Origin of the sequence: Haloferax larsenii (genome assembly GCF_024730625.1) — an archaeon.
Taxonomy (GTDB): Archaea; Halobacteriota; Halobacteria; order Halobacteriales; family Haloferacaceae; genus Haloferax; species Haloferax larsenii.
The window spans coordinates 709,259-726,869 of sequence record NZ_CP078063.1 but is presented as its reverse complement, the minus strand read 5'-3'; the positions used below and the strand labels follow the sequence as shown (position 1 = coordinate 726,869).

Below are 17,611 nucleotides of genomic sequence, written 5' to 3'. Positions count from 1 at the left end.
AAGGCATATGAGAATCCATTTGCATATATTATGCAATATCATATATTTTTCTAGTGCGCAGTGTATTTCTCTACGGGTATTGTAAAATTCATACAATAGTGTGTCGATAACATTGACCAATGAAAAATGTAATTTGAAAACTTCAATATTATACTAATATTATATTAGTATTGGCGGGTTCACATTGTCGTCTAACTGCAATTGCTCCTCACTGCCGCGCCAGCGTCCTTCGTCCTCGGCGAGTGTCCACCCAGCAGCCTCGGCGACCCCCCCCTGCTACTGACAGGTACTCCCACCCCAGCTATTCGCCGAGTTCTCGGTCTTCGTCGGTCGGCGTACGATGCTAACCCTCCGCTGGTGCCTCGTCCAAGTCTCGTCGATGTGTTCTCAGTCAGTCTCGTAGGTGCTCTCGATAGTTCTCTCGTGAGCATTTCGCCGGTACGCTGACAACGCACGGGTGACAACAACACACGACGAATGGCGCACCCAGACGAGCCGGACGACCGGGTCGAGACGCTCCTCGACGAGATGACGCTTCGAGAGAAAGCCGCCCAACTGGCCGGCACCTACGTCGGAACGATGGAGGAGACGCAAACCATCGCGGACGCGACAGAGATGGTTCGCGAACACGGACTCGGTTTCGTGACGCCGTTCGGCTACGGGGGGTCTCCGCATCGTGACCTGTCTACGGTCGTCGAAATCGCGAACGAACTCCAGCGCGTCGCTCGCGAGGAGACGCGACTCGGGATTCCGATTCTCATCCCCATCGACGCGATTCACGGCAACGCCTACGTCGAAGAGACGACCGTCTTCCCGCACAACCTCGGTGTCGCGGCGGCCCGCGACCGCGATCTCGTCGAACAGATTGGCGAAATTACTGCGACCGAAGTCGCTGCCACCGGAGCGAGCCTCACGTACGGCCCGACCTGCGATGTCGCTCGCGACCCGCGGTGGGGGCGAACGTTCGAGACCTTCGGCGAATCGCCGGTTCTCTGTGGCGAACTCGCTGCTGCGAAGGCGCGGGGGATGCGTGGTGCGCCAGTCGACGTCGCAGCCATGGCGAAGCACTTCCCCGCTTACGGCGAACCCGAGCGCGGTGAAGACGGCGCTCCGGTCGATAGGTCACTCTCGTCGCTCTATCGGGACTTCCTCCCGCCGTTCGAGCAGGTCATCGAAGCCGGCGTCGAGGGTATCATGCCCAGCTACAACTCCATCAACGGTGAGCCGTCACACGGGTCGCACTACTGGCTCTCGGAGGTGCTGCGCGACCAACTCGGATTCGACGGCTACGTCGCCTCGGACTGGAACGGCGTCGACATGCTTCATCGGGACCACCGGGTGACCGAGTCGCAGCGCGAGTCGATTCGTCGGTCGTTTACCGCCGGTGTCGACGTTCACTCGTTAGGCGAAGTCGACCACGTCGACCACGTCGTCTCGTTGGTCGAAGCCGGTGATATCAACGAGTCCGAACTCGACACGTCTGTCCGGCGGGTGCTCGAACGCAAGGCCGAACTCGGCCTGTTCGACGACCCCTTCGTCGATTTCGACGAGGCTGCCGAGACAGTCGGACGCGACGACCACCGTGAAGTCGCCCTCGAAGCCGCCCGGAAGTCGATGACGCTCCTGCGGAACGACGGCGGGTGTCTGCCCTTCGACCCGGACGGAGACGAGATTCTCGTCACCGGGCCGAACGCCGACGAGCTGACACATCAGGTTGGCGGATGGAGTCTCACCGAATCGGACGAACTCGACGGGACGACCGTTCGGGAGGGTATCGAGACGCTCGTCGGTTCGGAGACGACAGTCACCTACGAACGTGGTGCCGGGGTCGCCGACTCGGACGACCTCGATTCGGCAGTCGCGGCGGCCGAAGACGCCGACGCCGCGGTGGTCGTCCTCGGAGAGAACTGGTACATCCACGAGTTCGGGCTTCAGAACGTAGACGGCCCGGCAGACCGATTCCCGAACCGCGCCGAACTGACGCTCCCGGACGCGCAGCGGGAACTCCTCGAAGCTGTCGTCGAGACCGGAACGCCCACCGCACTCGTCGTCGTCGCTGGCCGACCGCTCGCACTCCCGTGGGCGGCCGAGAACGTCGATGCAATCTTGCAGGCGTACTACCCCGGCGCGGATGGTGGTCTGGCAGTTGCCGAGACGCTCTTCGGCCACCACAATCCGAGTGGAACGCTTCCGATATCGGTGCCGCGCTCGGCGGGGCACCTTCCGGTCCGGCACAATTACCTCCCACACCCACACCCAATCGGTGCCGACGAACACATCTCCTCGTACGACCCGCTGTGGGCGTTCGGTCACGGACTCTCGTACACGACATTCGAGTACCACGACCTGTCTGTGAGTTCCGAATCAGTCTCGAACGGCGACTCGTTCGAGGTGTCCGTGCGACTGGAGAACACTGGCGACCGAGCGGGCGACGAGGTCGTGCAACTCTTCGGCGGCCGTGAGCACGCGTCTGTCGTGACTCCCGTCGAGGAACTCGTCGACTTCCAGCGCGTTTCGCTCTCTCCCGGCGAATCCGTCACAGTATCTTTCGACGTTCCCGTCGACGCCTTCGACGTCGTCCACCCCGACGGTGTAAGCCGATTCGAGCCGGGGACACTCACGCTCAGATGCGAGTCACGGACTGCGTCTGTCGAAGCAATCCATGGCTGAACGGCGTGTGTTCCGAATACAGGGCTCGAACTCACCGCTGACAAATATTCACAAATAAAAAAGATTACTTCGGCTGTTGCGAAGACTTCGTTCTGAATTAGACAATCTTATCACCCAAAAGCAACAATCGTTCGCCTATGAATGGGTCTAACCAAGACTGGTGGCCGAATCAGTTGAACTTGGAGATTCTCGACCAGAACGCCCGCGACGGCAGTCCGCTGGGCGACGACTTCGACTACGCCGATGAGTTCGAGAAACTCGACCTCGAAGAAGTGAAGTCGGACATCGAAGCGGTGCTGACGACGTCCCAGGATTGGTGGCCAGCGGACTACGGTCACTACGGACCGCTCATGATTCGGATGGCGTGGCACAGCGCCGGGACCTACCGTACCAGCGACGGTCGCGGCGGTGCATCCGGTGGGCGACAGCGATTCGCGCCCCTCAACAGTTGGCCGGACAACGTCAACCTCGACAAGGCACGTCGCGTGCTCTGGCCGGTCAAGCAGAAGTACGGCCGCAAACTCTCGTGGGCTGACCTGCTGGTTCTGGCCGGAAACGTCTCTCTGGAGTCGATGGGATTCGAGACGTACGGTTTCGCCGGCGGACGCGAAGACGCCTTCGAACCCGACAAGGGCGTCGACTGGGGTCCCGAAGAAGAGTGGCTCGGTGACGAGCGCCACGACGAAGAGGGCAACCTCGAAGGCGACCTCGCTGCGGACCACATGGGTCTCATCTACGTGAACCCGGAGGGTCCCGGCGGCGACCCTGACCCGGAGAAGGCGGCAGAATACATCCGGCAGTCGTTCAAGCGCATGGCGATGAACGACGAGGAGACGGTCGCGCTCATCGCCGGTGGCCACACCTTCGGGAAGGTCCACGGCGCTGCGCCCGACGACCACCTCGGCGAGGAGCCGGAATCGGCACCCATCGAACAGCAGGGTCTCGGCTGGGAGAGCGACTACGGCTCCGGCAAAGGCCCCGACACGATTACGAGTGGTCTCGAAGGTCCGTGGACCGACGCGCCGACCGTGTGGGACAGCGGCTTCCTCGACAACCTGTTCGAGTACGAGTACGAACTCACCAAGAGCCCCGCCGGTGCGTGGCAGTGGACGCCGATTGACGAAGAGGCACAGGACAGCGCGCCGGACGCGCACGACCCGTCGAAGAAGCAGACGCCGATGATGCTGACGACGGACCTCGCGCTCAAGGAGGACCCGGACTACCGGGAGATTGCCAAGCGCTTCCACGAGAACCCCGACGAGTTCCAGGAAGCCTTCGCGAAGGCGTGGTACAAGCTGACCCACCGCGACATGGGCCCGCCGGAGCGCTTCCACGGTCCAGAGGTTCCTGACGAGGAACTGATTTGGCAAGACCCGCTCCCCGATGCTGACTACGACCTGATTGGCGACGAAGAAATCGCCGAACTCAAAGAAGAGATTCTGGCTTCGGACCTCTCGGTCTCCGAACTCGTCAAGACCGCGTGGGCGTCGGCGTCGACGTACCGCGACAGCGACAAGCGCGGTGGTGCAAACGGCGCTCGCATCCGTCTCGAACCGCAGCGCAGTTGGGACGTAAACGAGCCGGAGCAACTGGAGACGGTGCTTTCGACGCTCGAAGGCATTCAGGAAGAGTTCAACGGCAGTCGGTCCGACGACGTGCGGGTCTCGCTCGCCGACCTCATCGTCCTCGGTGGGTGTGCCGCCGTCGAACAGGCGGCCAGAGATGCTGGCTACGACGTCGAAGTTCCGTTCGAACCCGGCCGAACCGATGCGACGCAGGCGCAGACCGACGTCGAGTCCTTCGAGTGGCTCGAACCGGACGCCGACGGGTTCCGCAACTACCTCACCGACGGTGACGAGCAGGACCGCTCGGCGGAAGAATTGCTCGTCGACAAGGCCGACCTGCTGACGCTGTCGGCCGACGAGATGACCGTCTTGGTCGGCGGCATGCGCGCGCTGAAGGCCAACTACCAGGACTCCGACCTCGGTGTCTTCACCGACCAGCCAGAGACGCTGACCAACGACTTCTTCGACGTCCTGCTCGACATGAGCTACGAGTGGGAACCGGTCTCGGAGGACAGAGAGGTCTTCGAGCTGCGCGACCGCGAGACCGGCGAGGTCGAGTACGAGGCCTCCCGCGTCGACCTCGTCTTCGGCTCGAACGCCCGACTTCGTGCCATCGCCGAGGTCTACGGCGCTGACGACGCAGAAGAGCAGTTCGTCCACGACTTCGTCGATGCGTGGCACAAGGTCATGAGCCTCGACCGCTTCGACCTCGAATAAGCGTCGACCGCTTCGACCTCGATTCGACGCCTCGTTCGACGCCTTCGGCGCTGTCGGCGGCGTTTTCGCTATTTTCGCTATTTTCGCTGTTTCTGTCGTCTCCGCTATTTTCATCCCCTCGGCGTCGACTCTGCGCACTCGTGTCCGGATGCTGGCTGATACGGGGTGTTAACCCAGTGTGGACCCAATGACAAGTATGTCGAACCACGAGGCTGCTTTCGAAATCGAATCCCCGGCAGACGCGACTGCGACTCGGCGTATCTTGGCACACGCCTACGACACGATTCGGGAGGAATCGCGCACCGTCCGAGAGGGGACGGAAGACGCAACTGAACTCCTCGATTCGTTCCAGGAACTCCGAGATGCGGTGCAGTCTCAGTCTCCGGGTCGGTTGACTATCACCTACCACAGTTTCGACGAGGAGTTCGATTCGTCGGAATCCCGCGACTGAAGCCGTCGTCGTCCCACCGGTGTTTTCTCGTAGTGCCGGATGTACTGTTGGTCGCTTCCCTATTCTGTAGTACTCATCCGCAGAAGCCGCGTGTTCTGAAAATAGCCGTCGCTCTCGAAGGTGTGAGTCCAAAGAGAAAACGTCGTTACACAGTGTCGCCGGTCAGGCGACGACGTGAAACGAGCTTACGTCCGAAGGACGTTCTTCGCGCGGGGACCCTTAGGGGCCTGTTCGATATCGAATTCGATTTCCGTCCCTTCCGTAAGATCGTCGCCGCCAACGTCTTCCATGTGGAAGAACACGTCGTCGTCCGAATCGTCCGTCGAGATGAAACCGTAGCCGCCAGTGTCGTTGAAGAAATCAACTTTACCGTTTGCCATTACAGATGTACACAAACAGAACACACGGTTAATACTTCCGCATTTGTTTTCCAAAATCCGAATTAGAAAAACGAAAACGAACAAAAGAGATTAAAATCTGGATACTTGTCTACTTCGGCGATTCTAGGTGGCAGGTGCATCTGATTCAGCAGAACGAACCGGTGCTTCCGACGAATCGGTAGTTCGCACTGGCGACGTTCGTCGTTCGTGACGTTCGGTCCACGTGGTCGGCGTGGATACCAGCCCTTTTGGGTTGCAAGCATCACCAGTCAGTATGCCCTTTTCTTTACCATCTCTGGTGGGTCAGTTCTTGGTCTCTACTCCTCTGACTGTCGGGATGCTCGTCGTCTTCGCGCTCATCCTCCTCGCACTCGTACTCTTTGCGACCGAGTGGTTCCCAATCGACGTCACCGCTATCTTGCTGATGGTGCTCTTGATGGTTCTCGAACCGTGGACACAAATCACTCCACGGGAGGGAATCTCGGGATTCGCTAACCCGGCGACGATTACCGTTCTCGCCATGCTCATCCTGAGTACTGGCGTCAACCGAACCGGTATCGTCCAACTCATCGGTCGCAAGATGGCGGCGTTCGCTGGGGCCGACCGACGCAAGCAACTCGCTGCGACGGTCGGTATCACCGGCCCCGTCTCGGGTGTCGTCAACAACACGCCGGTCGTCGCGATTCTCGTTCCGGTTATCAACGACCTCGCACACAACGGCAAGACCTCGCCGTCGAAGCTTTTGATGCCACTGTCGTTCGCGTCGATGCTCGGGGGGACGCTCACGCTCATCGGCACGTCGACGAACATCCTCGCGAGTGATATCGCGGCGCAAATCGGTGCGGAGTCTCCCGAACTCGGCTTGCACGCGTTCGGGATGTTCGAGTTCACCAAACTGGGCGTGCTCGTCTTCGCGGTGGGTGCCATCTATCTGATGACAGTCGGCGTTCGACTGCTACCCGAACGAATCCCTGCCGACGAAGACCTCGTCGAAGAGTACGCCATCCAGGAGTATCTCGCAGACGTCGTCGTTCCCGCGAACTCGCCGCTAATCGGACAGACGGTCGAAGAGGCGCTGGGAGACGACGAACTCGACATCGACGTGTTACAACTCATCCGATACGGCGAGCGTTTCTCGGGCCCACTCGCCCGGAAAGAGATTCGCGAGAGCGACACACTCCGACTCAGAACGAATCGAGAGACGCTCGAACAAATCATGGACGCCGAGGGGCTCAGGCTCACTGGCGGCCCGCAGTCTGAAGGCGACCTCCATCCCGGGGAGGAAGAACCGGTCCTCGTCGAAGTCGTCATTCCGTCGGGGTCGTTTCTCGTCGGCGAGACGCTCGCGAGTTCGACGTTCCGGCAACGCTACGATGCGAACGTCCTCGCCTTTCGAACCCGGGGTGACGTCGTCCGCGACCGATTCGAGGATATCCGTATTCGCGTCGGTGACACCCTCTTAGTGCAGGCTCCACCTGATAGCCTCACCCGACTCGTCGAAAACGAGGACTTCATCGTCGCCCACGAGTTCGACGAGGTGTCCTATCGGAGCGAGAAGATTCCGTTTGCGGCCGCCATCATCGCCGGGGTCGTCGCGCTGCCCGCGTTGAACATCTTGCCAATCGTCGTCTCGGCGCTCGCCGGCGTCGTCGCGATGGTCTTCTCTGGCGTCCTCAAGCCGACGGAACTCTATTCGTCGGTCGAGTGGAACGTCATCTTCCTCCTCGCGGGTGTCATCCCGCTCGGCTCCGCACTTCAGCAGACGGGCGCGGCAGCACTCCTCGGGGATGCTGTCGCCTCGACGGCGACGTTCTTACCGGCGCTTGGTGTCCTCTGGGTGTTCTACATCGCGACCGGACTGTTGACGAGCGTCATCAGCAACAACGCGAGCGTCGTGTTGATGATACCCGTCGCTGCCAGTGCCGCCCAATCGATTGGTGCGAACGCGTTCGCGTTCGTCCTCGCCGTGACGTTCGCCGCCTCGACGGCGTTCATGACGCCGGTCGGCTACCAGACGAATCTCTTCGTGTACGGTCCCGGTGGCTACAAGTTCTCCGACTTCATCCGCGTCGGCGCGCCACTACAGATGCTGCTCTCGGTCGTCACCGTCCTCGGAATCGCGTTCTTCTGGGGGGTGCACCCGTGAGTTCGCAAGGTGCGTGAGGTGAGCGTGCCCGAAGGCCCGAAACACGCTCACCGACTTCGGCCGAGTGAGAGAATCTGCTCTTGGTATCGGTAGCCGAGCACCGAGAGCGCGACGAGAAGCACTAACAGTCCGACCATTGACTCGATTCTCGACTCGGCTAACTCCCCTCCAGCGACGTTTACAATCAAGAACGCGGGGAGCCGACCGACGAATGCGAGTACGACGAGTGTGCGAATCCGGATAAGCGAGAGCCCAGCGATAAAACAGATAGCGTCGTCTGGAAGTCCCGGAATGAGAAAGAGAACAAACACTGCCATCACGCCGCGCTCGTCTATCATCGAATCGAATCGCTCGACGATATCCGGGTCGACGACTCGTTCGACGTAGGCACGACCGACTCGTCGCGCGATGACGAAGGCGACAAAGCTCCCGAGTGTGATTCCGATGATACTGTAGAGGGTCCCCCAATAGCCGCCGAAGATGTAGCCACTGGCGAAGCCCATGACTTGCCCCGGAATCGGTGCGACGACCACCTGTAGCGCCTGCAGCGCGATGAACACTACTGGGGCAAACACGCCAAACGAGAGGATGAACGCTTTCAGTCGGGAGACGCTCGTGAATAGTCCGATCTGGTCGTGGATGGTGTAGAGCACGCCTCCTCCGACCGCCACGACTATCAGGAGGTGGACTGCGACGCGTGACTTACTCACATCGGGGTTGAGAAGTGGCATATTACGGTTGTCTGTCGACTCGGGGTTTCACATCGCAAAAGCGACGCCTGCGATACTGTACGCGCCGCCGGCTGGGTGTCTCATATCACCTCCATCGCTTGATGAGTAACAGTGACCCGAAGACACCGAGTGCAGCGAGGGCGACGATGGGACCGAATCCAGGAACTGGCGTACTACTGACGTCCGCTTTCTCCTGGACCTCTGGGTCGTTCGGCGCGTAGTCGCGGCTATCGACAACGCCGTCGTTGTCGCTATCGCTCTCGGCTGTGGGGGTGGGTGTTGCTGTGGGAGTCGGCGTTGCTGTAGGGGTCGGTGTTGCTGTGGGTGTAGCCGTGGGAGTCGGCGTCTCTGTAGGTGTAGGCGTTGCTGTGGGCGTGGGCGTGGGCGTGGGCGTGGCTGTGGATGTCGCTTGGTCCATAGCCGGAGGCTCGTAGCTCACTTGGATGGTCTGTTCGTCTATTCTGTCACTCGCCCATGGGTCGTGGTCGGTAAAGACGACGCGAACCTCGAGTGACTGCGCATCGAAGCTCTGCACAGAACTATCGGGTATCTGGTAAACGTACGTGTACGGGTCTTGGTTAGGGAGCGTTTCGGTCGTATCCAACTCGACGTCGTTACCGTCCTCACCGACGAGCGTGACGGTAAACCGGGGTTCGATATCCGGGTCGTCGTCAGACTCATCGTTACAGCCAAAGCACTTCGTGTCTGCGACGATTTCGATATTAAACGACGACACAGCTCCATCGCCGTCGTTGTCGACCGCGTCGATCACGCTAACCGATTTGATAGATGCTTCGTCTGCGACTACGATTCCGACGGGAACGAGTAACGTGGCCAATACGACGAGTACGGCGACTGGCCGAGCGTCACCCATCACCGAACACTCCCTCAATCAGCATGGCCGACGGTGTGTGTGATGCCACGGTAGTGTGGGCCCAGACCCAGTACCTGTGTTCCTCGAAGGCGATTTGTGGATTGCGTGAACTCATCATTTTCCGGGGAGTCTGTGTGGTTTCGTAGCCGATTCGATAGGTGTGAATTCGACATTATTTATAATTAGTATATTTGTTAACATCCATCATACCTAATCTGAAATAATGATACAAAATTTATATTATACGTCGAAAATCAGCTTTTGAATTGATTTCGTGTGGTGTATTCTCGACGGCGTGATTTTGTTCTGTGCCACCCGATATGTCTCACGCGCATCTCGACTCGGACGCGTCGGCTCGGATGGTCGCAGGCGGCGAGTCGCCGGCGTCGACAACGCGTGTTGGATACCAGAACGCGGTCTATGCGGTGGGTGGATGCGAGCAACCATACTTCGAGATACATTGGAAAACCTGTCGAACAAGCCGAATTCGCGTAGTCTGAATCGAGCTGTGGCCGACACCTGCTGTCGGTATCTCTCCACAGAGTACACCCCAGTGACACGAGAACTCTCAATTCCGATATTCACCCGGAGTGTTCATATATGCGGCACGTGAGCGACAGACACCCACCAGTATAACTGAAACTCATCTACTACTATGATTGGTGACGCATGAACGGCACGGGGGGACGTGGTATCGACCGGGGACAGGCCGGAATGGGAACACTCATCGTCTTTATGGAAGATTCAAGGCTAAAACCCCGCCCTTCAGGGCGGGGATACAGCCGACAACTCCTCCACTAACCACGCCCGATGGAAGTACTGGATATTCCACGTCCAGTCGTTGCTTTTAATATACAATCTTCCATAACTGGTTATGAACACAGCCCGATGCTGGAAACAACTCGCACATATCGAGCGAAAATCGTCAACCACCAGCAGGTGAGTGACGACCTCGATGACTGCGGGCACTCAGCATCCAAACTGTGGAACGTCGCCCGATACTACACGCAAGGCCGATGGAACGACGACGGGGAAATCCCCGACGACGGCGAACTTAAATCCGAACTCAAGGAACACGAACGATATAGTGACCTACATTCTCAGTCAAGTCAGCGAGTTCTCGAAGAACTTGCTGAGTCGTTCACCAGTTGGTACAAAGCACGCCAACGCGGAGACGAGAACGCCAACCCACCCGGCTACCGAAAACACGGCGACGAACACCCACGCTCCACCGTGACGTGGAAGCAGAAAGGAATCAAGCACGACTCCAAGCACAACCAAATCCGTCTGAGCAAAGGCTTCAACCTGAAGAACCACCGCTCAGACTTCATTCTCACAGAGTACGAGACGCGACCGGACGTGACCGTGGAGAACATCCAACAGGTTCGAGCCGTCTGGAACGGCAACCGTTGGGAACTTCACCTTGTCTGCAAGGTTGAAATCCCGGTCGAGGACGCCCCCGGAGACAATACGGCGGGCATCGACCTCGGTATCAAGAACTACCTCGCTATCGCCTACGACGATGGTGATGCGGAACTGTATCCGGGGAACGTGCTGAAGCAAGACAAGCATTACTTCACCCGTAACGAATACGGCACAGAAGGTGAGAACGGGGCATCGAAGCGTGCCCTTCGTGCCCGTCAGAAGTTGTCTCGGCGGAAAAATCACTTCCTGCACGCCCTCGCCAAGCACATCGTCGAGCAGTGCATCGACCACGAGGTCGGTCGTATCGCCATCGGTGACTTGAGCGAGATTCGCGAGGAGGACGGCAAGGCTCGGAACTGGGGGAAGCGCGGGAACAAGAAGCTCCACGGTTGGGAGTTCGACCGCTTCACGCGCCTGCTTGAATACAAGGCCGAGGAACACGGCATCCTCGTTGACCGAAAGAGTGAGCGAGACACGAGCAAGACGTGTTCGTGCTGTGGTCGGAAGCGTGACGCGAATCGGGTGGAACGTGGTCTGTACGTCTGTGAGTCGTGCGGGACGACGATGAACGCGGACATGAATGGCGCGGTGAACATTCGCAGAAAGATAACTCAGAATCCCCCAACTGGGGATATGAGTAACGGTCGTTTGGCACGGCCAGTAGCCTACCTGTTCAACCAAACCTCTGGGTCGTTCCACCCAAGAGAACAGGTGAGTTGCAAACCCTAATATCCCAACGCTCGGGAATCCTCGTCGCCAGACTCCGTCTGGCGGGCAACCAGAACGCTCCGCGTTCTGGTGACGCCCTTTAGGGCGGGGAGGATGTCAACGCGATGTTACTGGTCGCGGTAATCGCAAGCGGGACGCTCATCGATACGGGCAATGTCCTTCACGCGACGGCAGAACAGGCGGGACAAGAAAACACTAGTCAGGTGAAGAACCGACTTGACGTCATCGACGTTCTCGGCACGGTCACGAGCCAGAAAGAGGAGACCGACGGAATCGAGATCGAGGGCATTGGAGGCAACCAGACTATCGTCGATTCTGGTGCAGTACTCACAATTTCGCTCCGGTATGGTGATGGACGGGCCAATTTGACGAGCTCCGGTACTGGGACGCTTCAGCTCAACGGCGGTGAGTCACTTCGCGTCGAGAAGGTCGATAGCTCGACTGTCCGAATCACGAACGTCGACTCGGGAGCGTCGATTTCGTTCGACCCAGCGGACAACCTTCAGTTGGAAGCTGAGGACGTAGAGAGTGATGAAGACTTCGTGTATCTCGAGTACACGTACGATGACCCTCACTACGGGCAGACGACTGAGGTCGTATTTGACATCGAAGACACAACCAAGAGCTCATACAGCGTCGAATTTGCGCCACGAACTCGGTCGTACGTCAGACTGGGGGAGTACACTCTGGAACCTGAAAACATCGCTGTCATCACCGACGGCGAATCAGTGACTGTCGACTCGGCATCTGGTGACCTCACTAACGGCGACGGCGACGTTCTTGTCGTCTCTGCGGGTGACGTGTTGACATTCTCTCCCGACGCCGACGCACAGTCGTTCAGTATCACACACGAGGCGAACGGGACGACGCTCACCGTCGACGCGGAAGGGTACCTGAATTCCACTGACGGGGACATCGTCCTCGATGACGACGGGAAGTTAGTCAGGACAGAGGACGACGGTGACAACTCGTTCTACAAACCAGCCGGTCGATACGTCTTCACGCGAGGGTTTTTGAACCCCGGAGACAGCTACGTGCTGTCGGAAATCACGCTCACCGTCCGCCCCGGACCGAAAGCCAGCGGTATCGACCTCTCCGAGACGACGATTTCGTTGCTGACACCCGATACCGCGGCCACGCTCGTCTACGGGTCGACGACGGTCGAAACACAGGAGTTCACGGCCGACGCGGTACACGACGACGACAGCACGCATCCGGTGTTGAACGAAGACGACTTCTTCGATATCGTCATCGACCCGGGCGACGTCTCCCAGGGTTCGACCGTCATCATCGAGATGACGACGCCTTCGGGCGCGACGACGTACGTGCGGCTCCGCGTTCCACGCCCGCTGGCATCGGAACAGACACTCAATCTGAAGTGACGGGCGAGGCGGGGTGTTTGGGACCTTCTCGTCATCGTATCTGTCTCATGTTGCCTTGATGACTAACGTGTAGAACCCCTGTTCCAGCGGCGTCTCTGCGCCCGCGAGTAGTTACACGACTTTCGGAGCTGGAGGATATCCGCCTCGTTCGTCTCCAGGCCGTCCTCGATCTCATCGGGCCGATAGTCGAAGGCAGCTTGCATCTCGTCTACAACGTCTCGATTCAGGTACTACTCACCACTCATCCCACCCGCGTCTGTTGAATCCAAAGCGTCATCAAAAACGACCGACCCGACGGGACTCACGCGAGCGGAAGCGAGTGTGAGTACGTCGGGGGAGTGAGCGAAGCGAACGGACCCGACGGGAATGCGTCGTCGCGCGTGACGAATCTGTTTTAATCGAGGCGTTGTCTGGCGATTAGGTACTCTCAGTTCTGACTACTCCAGATACTCTTCGACGTGCTCAACGACTCGGTCTACAAACGCCTCTTCGAGACGTCCCTGCCACGCGACGAAGTCCTCTTTGCGAGGTGAGTGAACTGCCCACGGAGAGACGAACGAGTCGCGAGGAACACCACCGACTTCCCACAGGTCATCGGTGAGCGGGAGTGAATCGTCGTACTCTTTCGTCGAGATTGCAACCGCGATGTACTGCTGGTCACCGAACGGGTGAGAGTCGTTGTTGACGATGAGCCACGGTCGTTGCCTGTCGTCGCCGAGTTTGAACGGGTCAGAACTCCGGGCGACATCACCGCGCTCTGGCTGCATCTATTGTTCGTCCTCGTCTCGCTCGCTCGGATGCTGTGTCTCCGGGGCTACCGAGTCCCACTCGTCGGCGTCGATGCCGCCGTCTTCGTCGTTCAGCCTGTCGGTCGTGGTGTGTAGGTCGTAGGCGGCGGCGACGCGTTCATCGTCGTCCGTGATTGCCCAGAACTCACCCTTGTGACGGACGAGGTTGCGTGCTTTCAGTCGCGAGAGTGAAGTGCCCACTGTGTTCGGGTCTTCACTGATTGCTGTCGCAATCTCGGAGCGCGTGAACGCTTGGTCGCTGTGGGTGTAGAGATACGCGACCACCTGTTCCGGGACGCTTGGCCCTCGTGGGAGGTCACCAGATTCGAAGTCGTCGATGCTCACGGGCATATTTCGGAATTAGTGTGCTGATGTAATGAGTGTACTGCCGTACTTTGTGTGCTGGAACCTCGCTGGGAGAGTTCGTCGCGCTACGTGACGAAACTTGTCGGTGAGAACATATGCGTATTCGACGGCTAGAGTGCTCGCTCTTTGGTTCTGAAGCGTTACAGAAGTATACGGACCCGACGGGCTTTCGTGCGAGAGACAGATGGAGTCTATATTTCAGTGGTTTTGAGGGGCTGTACCGTTCATTTTCAACATGGTCAGTAGACCGTATTTTGGATTCAGTTCGTTCGAAATCTGAACGTCGGTATTCGACCTCTCGGATAGAACGACTCGTTGTCAAATCTCATCGCTAGTGGTAGACAATGAAGACTCGCACAGCAACACTTGTTCATCTGGTTAAATAGACGATTTACAAACGCCGGTCTTGACAACCGCCATTCGAAATTTTCTGGGTCACTCTGTACGTGCTGCGGTGTGTTCTCAATCTTGTTCAATCAGTATATGAATAGTTATACATGCTCTCGCCCTGTATAACGAAAAAATGCGGACGAAGAAGCTCCCAAAGGAGGCACCCGGAAAGTACGTCGACTACCATCCACGTCCGTATTACTCACCAAACTCGCTTCCTCCAGAGCCGAAAATCGAGATTCCCGACGAGATACACGACCTCGTCGCCGACGCAGCGTATCAGATTGGTCGCGTCGATGGCATCAGTTCAACAGTCGATTTCGCGGCCGTCCTCTACACGACGCTCATCCGAATCGAAGCGGTCGAGTCGGCTCGAATCGAGGGTGCTGAGGTCGATTATCAAGACGTCGCTGCGTTCCACACGAAACACGAAGACAGCACCGATGCCGAACCGCAAAGCAAGGACTTGCGTGAAGCGCTGAACTACGAAGACGCGCTCCTGTACGGTATCGAGCACATCGAACGTGGTGAAGAAATCACGCTTGAATTGATTAAGCGTCTCCACGAGATGCTCCTCGACGGTGTGCGTAACGAGGGCGATGTCGTCGGAGAGTTCCGCGACCACATGGTTCGGCTCGATAGCCCGAATCCAGCTAAAGATCCGTTCGTTCCTCCATCGTCGTCGTCGCTCGACCGTCTCATGTCGTCGCTCGTCGAGTACGTTGGGATGGACAGCGACTATCATCCACTCGTCGACGCCGCTATTGTCCACTACTTCTTCGAGACGGTTCACCCGTTTTCAGATGGAAACGGTCGCCTCGGCCGGCTCGTCATCATCCTCTATCTGGTCGATCAAGGCTACATCGAGAGTCCGTACATCTACCCGAGTGCTTACTTCAACCGGAACAAGGTCGAGTACGTCGAGAAGATGCGCGCCGTGAGCGAGCAGGGCGAGTGGGTCGAGTGGATTAATTTCTTCCTCGAAGCACTTCGGTCGCAGGCCGAAGAGTCGTACGACCGTACGTGGGCGCTCAAAGAACTGCAGACGAAGTACGAGACGGAATTCGGTGGGAACACGTCGACGGACAGGTTCGCCCGCAAGTTACTCGAAGTTCCGTACTTCACGGCGAACGACATCGTCCGGGAGCTAGACGTATCCCGCGGGACGGCGTACAACGTCATCGAGAACCTCGAAGATGCTGGCCTCATCGAAGAAGTGACTGGGGCCGAGTGGGGTCAAGAGTACAAGGCGGTCGAAGTGTTCGACGTGTTCGAGTAAACGACGCGACTCTCAATTCGTTGAACGAAATCTACGTGAGTTCGTCATACTGGTAGTCAAAGTCACCGCAGCCATGCGATTAGAAGAGGGACGGACCCGACGGGATTCCCACGAACGGCAGTGAGTGGGAAGTCGTCGGGGGAGTGAGCGAAGCGAACGGACCCGACGGGAATGCGTCATCGGTTGTGACAGAATTGGTTTAATCAGTGCGCAGTCTCGCGATTTGGTTCGCCTCGCCCTCAAATAACTCGGACGTCGCCACCGTCGTCCATGATGTCGCTTCGACGAAGCACGAGAATCGATTCGTCGTATCCCTGTTGTGCTACTGCCCCTTCTATCGCTGCTGCTGCAACCTTGTCGTCGGTGAGAACGACGACCCGTGAATGGCCACTTCGGAGAAACTCGATTGCTAATCCGGCGAATACAGTATCAGCTTTCTCTACTTCGTGTTCGTTCTTGCCAGACTTCCGGGCAATCTCTCTTCGGACGTAATCCATCGCTGCGACTGCATCGGAATCGGTCGGTGATGGTGGATTAATCTTGGTCGCCCACCCTTCTTGCATGGCTGTTTCTACTCGGTCCGCGATGTGCATCGTGCTCAGTTCCTCGACAACACGTTGGGGAACTTGCAAGGTTAGCTGATGCCGTGCAGCGAACTTCTGTAGTTTCTGGAACTTCGGATTCTCCGGGCCACCCACGGCGACGAAGAGGTTCGTGTCGGCGAGGACGAAGTCGTCCGGGTGGAGGTCACTACTCTCCATCAAACTCCAGTTCGTCAGGGTCAGGCGAGATGAGTTGTTCGAAGTACGGGTCGTACTCTCGGCCAGCCTCCAAGACGGGCCGAACTGCATAGATGATGGCCATCCCTTCGACTGGCTGGACGTCCATCTCTTTGGCCGCCATTCGTTGGGTGAGTTTTCCAGCGTAGTACTCTGCTGCTGCTCGGACCGCTCTTACGAGTCGTCCGACGCCGTACCGATTGTGGAAGTATTCGGCATCGTCGTCGAATTCCGTGAGTGCGACTGCGTGGAGTAGCGTCGGGGTAATCGCGACTTCGCGGCCGTCGACGAATGCGAACGGTTCCGCGGTGAGTTGGTGGGGGCGCGTGCTCTCGTCGCGGTCGACGACGCCGAGTCGTTCGAGTCGTTCGACGTCGTCGTAGGCCGTTGCACGAGCGAGCCCCAGTTCGTCGATGAGGTCCTGGATGGTTGCTGGCCCGTAGTAACAGAGGTAGACGTACTCGCGGGCGAGGCGTGGGTTCTGCAGCAACGTCGTGGCTGCCAGCAACCCATCGAAATCGTCGAACGACTGTGGTGGCGCGTCGTCGTCGATTGGTGGGGTGTCTCTACGGTCAGAGAGAGTGGGCATACGTAAAGTACGAAATCTATGTATTTTAGATTTGTGTTGGTGGTGCTCGTTCTCTGGAGTGCGAGTCCGTCACGCTACGTGACAAAACCTGTCGGTGGGAGAATATACGATTCGACGGGTAGAGCGCTCGCTGTTTGGTTCTAAAGCGTTCCAGAACTGTACGGACCCGACGGGACTCACGCGAGCGGAAGCGAGTGTGAGTACGTCGGGGAAGTGAGCGAAGCGAACGGACCCGACGGGATTTGAACCCGCGACATCTTGGTCCGGAACCAAGCACTCTGTCCACTGAGCTACGGGCCCTCAGTGAAGAGTGGTACACGATACCAACGTAAAACGGTTGTGGAACCCGC

15 protein-coding genes and 1 tRNA gene are annotated in these 17,611 nt (G+C 58.3%); 7 read left to right on the top strand and 9 right to left on the bottom strand.

Annotated elements, in window-relative coordinates; all coding sequences use genetic code 11:
- Positions 1-477 precede the first annotated feature (477 nt).
- From KU306_RS03810 to KU306_RS03800, 3 genes are all read left to right on the top strand, one after another.
- Positions 478-2,670: a glycoside hydrolase family 3 N-terminal domain-containing protein gene (locus KU306_RS03810; protein ID WP_258302919.1), complete on the top strand. Its 2,193-nt coding sequence runs from the start codon at positions 478-480 to the stop codon at positions 2,668-2,670.
- 137 nt (positions 2,671-2,807) lie between these two features.
- Positions 2,808-4,952 carry a catalase/peroxidase HPI gene (gene katG / locus KU306_RS03805; protein ID WP_258302918.1) on the top strand — a complete coding sequence of 715 codons (2,145 nt, stop codon included), beginning with the start codon at positions 2,808-2,810 and terminating at the stop codon, positions 4,950-4,952.
- Between the two features lie 196 nt (positions 4,953-5,148).
- Positions 5,149-5,403 (top strand): hypothetical protein, encoded by a 255-nt coding sequence (locus tag KU306_RS03800; protein WP_007540839.1) that lies wholly within the window; start codon positions 5,149-5,151, stop codon positions 5,401-5,403.
- 185 nt (positions 5,404-5,588) lie between these two features.
- On the opposite strand, the gene KU306_RS03795 is transcribed toward KU306_RS03800, so the two are convergent.
- Positions 5,589-5,783 (bottom strand): cold-shock protein, encoded by a 195-nt coding sequence (locus tag KU306_RS03795; RefSeq protein ID WP_007540843.1) that lies wholly within the window; start codon positions 5,781-5,783, stop codon positions 5,589-5,591.
- Between the two features lie 337 nt (positions 5,784-6,120).
- Here KU306_RS03795 and KU306_RS03790 point away from each other — a divergent pair, with 337 nt between their 5' ends.
- Entirely contained in the window at positions 6,121-7,929 is a 1,809-nt protein-coding gene (locus KU306_RS03790) for an SLC13 family permease (RefSeq protein ID WP_258303371.1), read from the top strand.
- Positions 7,930-7,976: 47 nt separating this feature from the next.
- On the opposite strand, the gene KU306_RS03785 is transcribed toward KU306_RS03790, so the two are convergent.
- Positions 7,977-8,639, bottom strand: a complete 663-nt coding sequence (locus KU306_RS03785) for a TVP38/TMEM64 family protein (RefSeq protein ID WP_241429817.1) — start codon at positions 8,637-8,639, stop codon at positions 7,977-7,979.
- 106 nt (positions 8,640-8,745) lie between these two features.
- Complete coding sequence (locus KU306_RS03780) at positions 8,746-9,534, bottom strand: chitin deacetylase (protein WP_258302917.1); 789 nt, start codon at positions 9,532-9,534, stop codon at positions 8,746-8,748.
- An 888-nt stretch (positions 9,535-10,422) separates the two neighbouring features.
- Between KU306_RS03780 and KU306_RS03775 the strand changes: the two genes are divergently transcribed.
- Both KU306_RS03775 and KU306_RS03770 read left to right on the top strand, forming a co-directional pair.
- Positions 10,423-11,688, top strand: coding sequence for an RNA-guided endonuclease InsQ/TnpB family protein (locus KU306_RS03775; RefSeq protein ID WP_007540850.1), 1,266 nt, complete (start codon positions 10,423-10,425; stop codon positions 11,686-11,688).
- Between the two features lie 104 nt (positions 11,689-11,792).
- A complete protein-coding gene (locus tag KU306_RS03770) occupies positions 11,793-13,070 on the top strand; it encodes a hypothetical protein (protein ID WP_258302916.1) in 1,278 nt (425 codons plus the stop codon).
- A 62-nt stretch (positions 13,071-13,132) separates the two neighbouring features.
- On the opposite strand, the gene KU306_RS19115 is transcribed toward KU306_RS03770, so the two are convergent.
- From KU306_RS19115 to KU306_RS03760, 3 genes are all read right to left on the bottom strand, one after another.
- Positions 13,133-13,273 carry a hypothetical protein gene (locus KU306_RS19115; protein WP_484494625.1) on the bottom strand — a complete coding sequence of 47 codons (141 nt, stop codon included), beginning with the start codon at positions 13,271-13,273 and terminating at the stop codon, positions 13,133-13,135.
- Between the two features lie 234 nt (positions 13,274-13,507).
- Positions 13,508-13,837, bottom strand: coding sequence for a hypothetical protein (locus KU306_RS03765; protein ID WP_007540854.1), 330 nt, complete (start codon positions 13,835-13,837; stop codon positions 13,508-13,510).
- Entirely contained in the window at positions 13,838-14,209 is a 372-nt protein-coding gene (locus KU306_RS03760) for a hypothetical protein (protein WP_007540856.1), read from the bottom strand.
- A 538-nt stretch (positions 14,210-14,747) separates the two neighbouring features.
- On the opposite strand from KU306_RS03760, the gene KU306_RS03755 reads away from it, so the two are divergent.
- The gene (locus tag KU306_RS03755; RefSeq protein WP_258302915.1) at positions 14,748-15,893 is read left to right on the top strand and encodes a Fic family protein; all 1,146 of its coding nucleotides are present in this window, start codon (positions 14,748-14,750) and stop codon (positions 15,891-15,893) included.
- 239 nt (positions 15,894-16,132) lie between these two features.
- On the opposite strand, the gene KU306_RS03750 is transcribed toward KU306_RS03755, so the two are convergent.
- The 3 genes from KU306_RS03750 to KU306_RS03740 form a co-directional block, all read right to left on the bottom strand.
- A complete protein-coding gene (locus KU306_RS03750; protein WP_007540860.1) occupies positions 16,133-16,654 on the bottom strand; it encodes a PIN domain-containing protein in 522 nt (173 codons plus the stop codon).
- On the bottom strand, positions 16,644-17,261 hold the full coding sequence (locus KU306_RS03745; RefSeq protein ID WP_258302914.1) for a DUF7437 domain-containing protein: 618 nt from the start codon (positions 17,259-17,261) through the stop codon (positions 16,644-16,646). Before KU306_RS03745 ends, KU306_RS03750 begins: the two co-directional genes overlap by 11 nt.
- 227 nt (positions 17,262-17,488) lie before the next feature.
- A tRNA-Arg gene (locus tag KU306_RS03740) sits at positions 17,489-17,561 on the bottom strand.
- Positions 17,562-17,611: the final 50 nt, after the last annotated feature.

Bases quoted from the DNA above. Each gene is read 5' to 3' on its own strand.
- KU306_RS03810 (WP_258302919.1), top strand. From the start codon at position 478: ATGGCGCACCCAGACGAGCCGGACGACCGGGTCGAGACGCTCCTCGAC.
- katG (WP_258302918.1), top strand. From the start codon at position 2,808: ATGAATGGGTCTAACCAAGACTGGTGGCCGAATCAGTTGAACTTGGAG.
- KU306_RS03800 (WP_007540839.1), top strand. From the start codon at position 5,149: ATGTCGAACCACGAGGCTGCTTTCGAAATCGAATCCCCGGCAGACGCG.
- KU306_RS03795 (WP_007540843.1), bottom strand. From the start codon at position 5,783: ATGGCAAACGGTAAAGTTGATTTCTTCAACGACACTGGCGGCTACGGT.
- KU306_RS03790 (WP_258303371.1), top strand. From the start codon at position 6,121: ATGCTCGTCGTCTTCGCGCTCATCCTCCTCGCACTCGTACTCTTTGCG.
- KU306_RS03780 (WP_258302917.1), bottom strand. From the start codon at position 9,534: ATGGGTGACGCTCGGCCAGTCGCCGTACTCGTCGTATTGGCCACGTTA.
- KU306_RS03775 (WP_007540850.1), top strand. From the start codon at position 10,423: ATGCTGGAAACAACTCGCACATATCGAGCGAAAATCGTCAACCACCAG.
- KU306_RS03770 (WP_258302916.1), top strand. From the start codon at position 11,793: ATGTTACTGGTCGCGGTAATCGCAAGCGGGACGCTCATCGATACGGGC.
- KU306_RS19115 (WP_484494625.1), bottom strand. From the start codon at position 13,273: ATGCAAGCTGCCTTCGACTATCGGCCCGATGAGATCGAGGACGGCCTG.
- KU306_RS03765 (WP_007540854.1), bottom strand. From the start codon at position 13,837: ATGCAGCCAGAGCGCGGTGATGTCGCCCGGAGTTCTGACCCGTTCAAA.
- KU306_RS03760 (WP_007540856.1), bottom strand. From the start codon at position 14,209: ATGCCCGTGAGCATCGACGACTTCGAATCTGGTGACCTCCCACGAGGG.
- KU306_RS03755 (WP_258302915.1), top strand. From the start codon at position 14,748: ATGCGGACGAAGAAGCTCCCAAAGGAGGCACCCGGAAAGTACGTCGAC.
- KU306_RS03750 (WP_007540860.1), bottom strand. From the start codon at position 16,654: ATGGAGAGTAGTGACCTCCACCCGGACGACTTCGTCCTCGCCGACACG.
- KU306_RS03745 (WP_258302914.1), bottom strand. From the start codon at position 17,261: ATGCCCACTCTCTCTGACCGTAGAGACACCCCACCAATCGACGACGAC.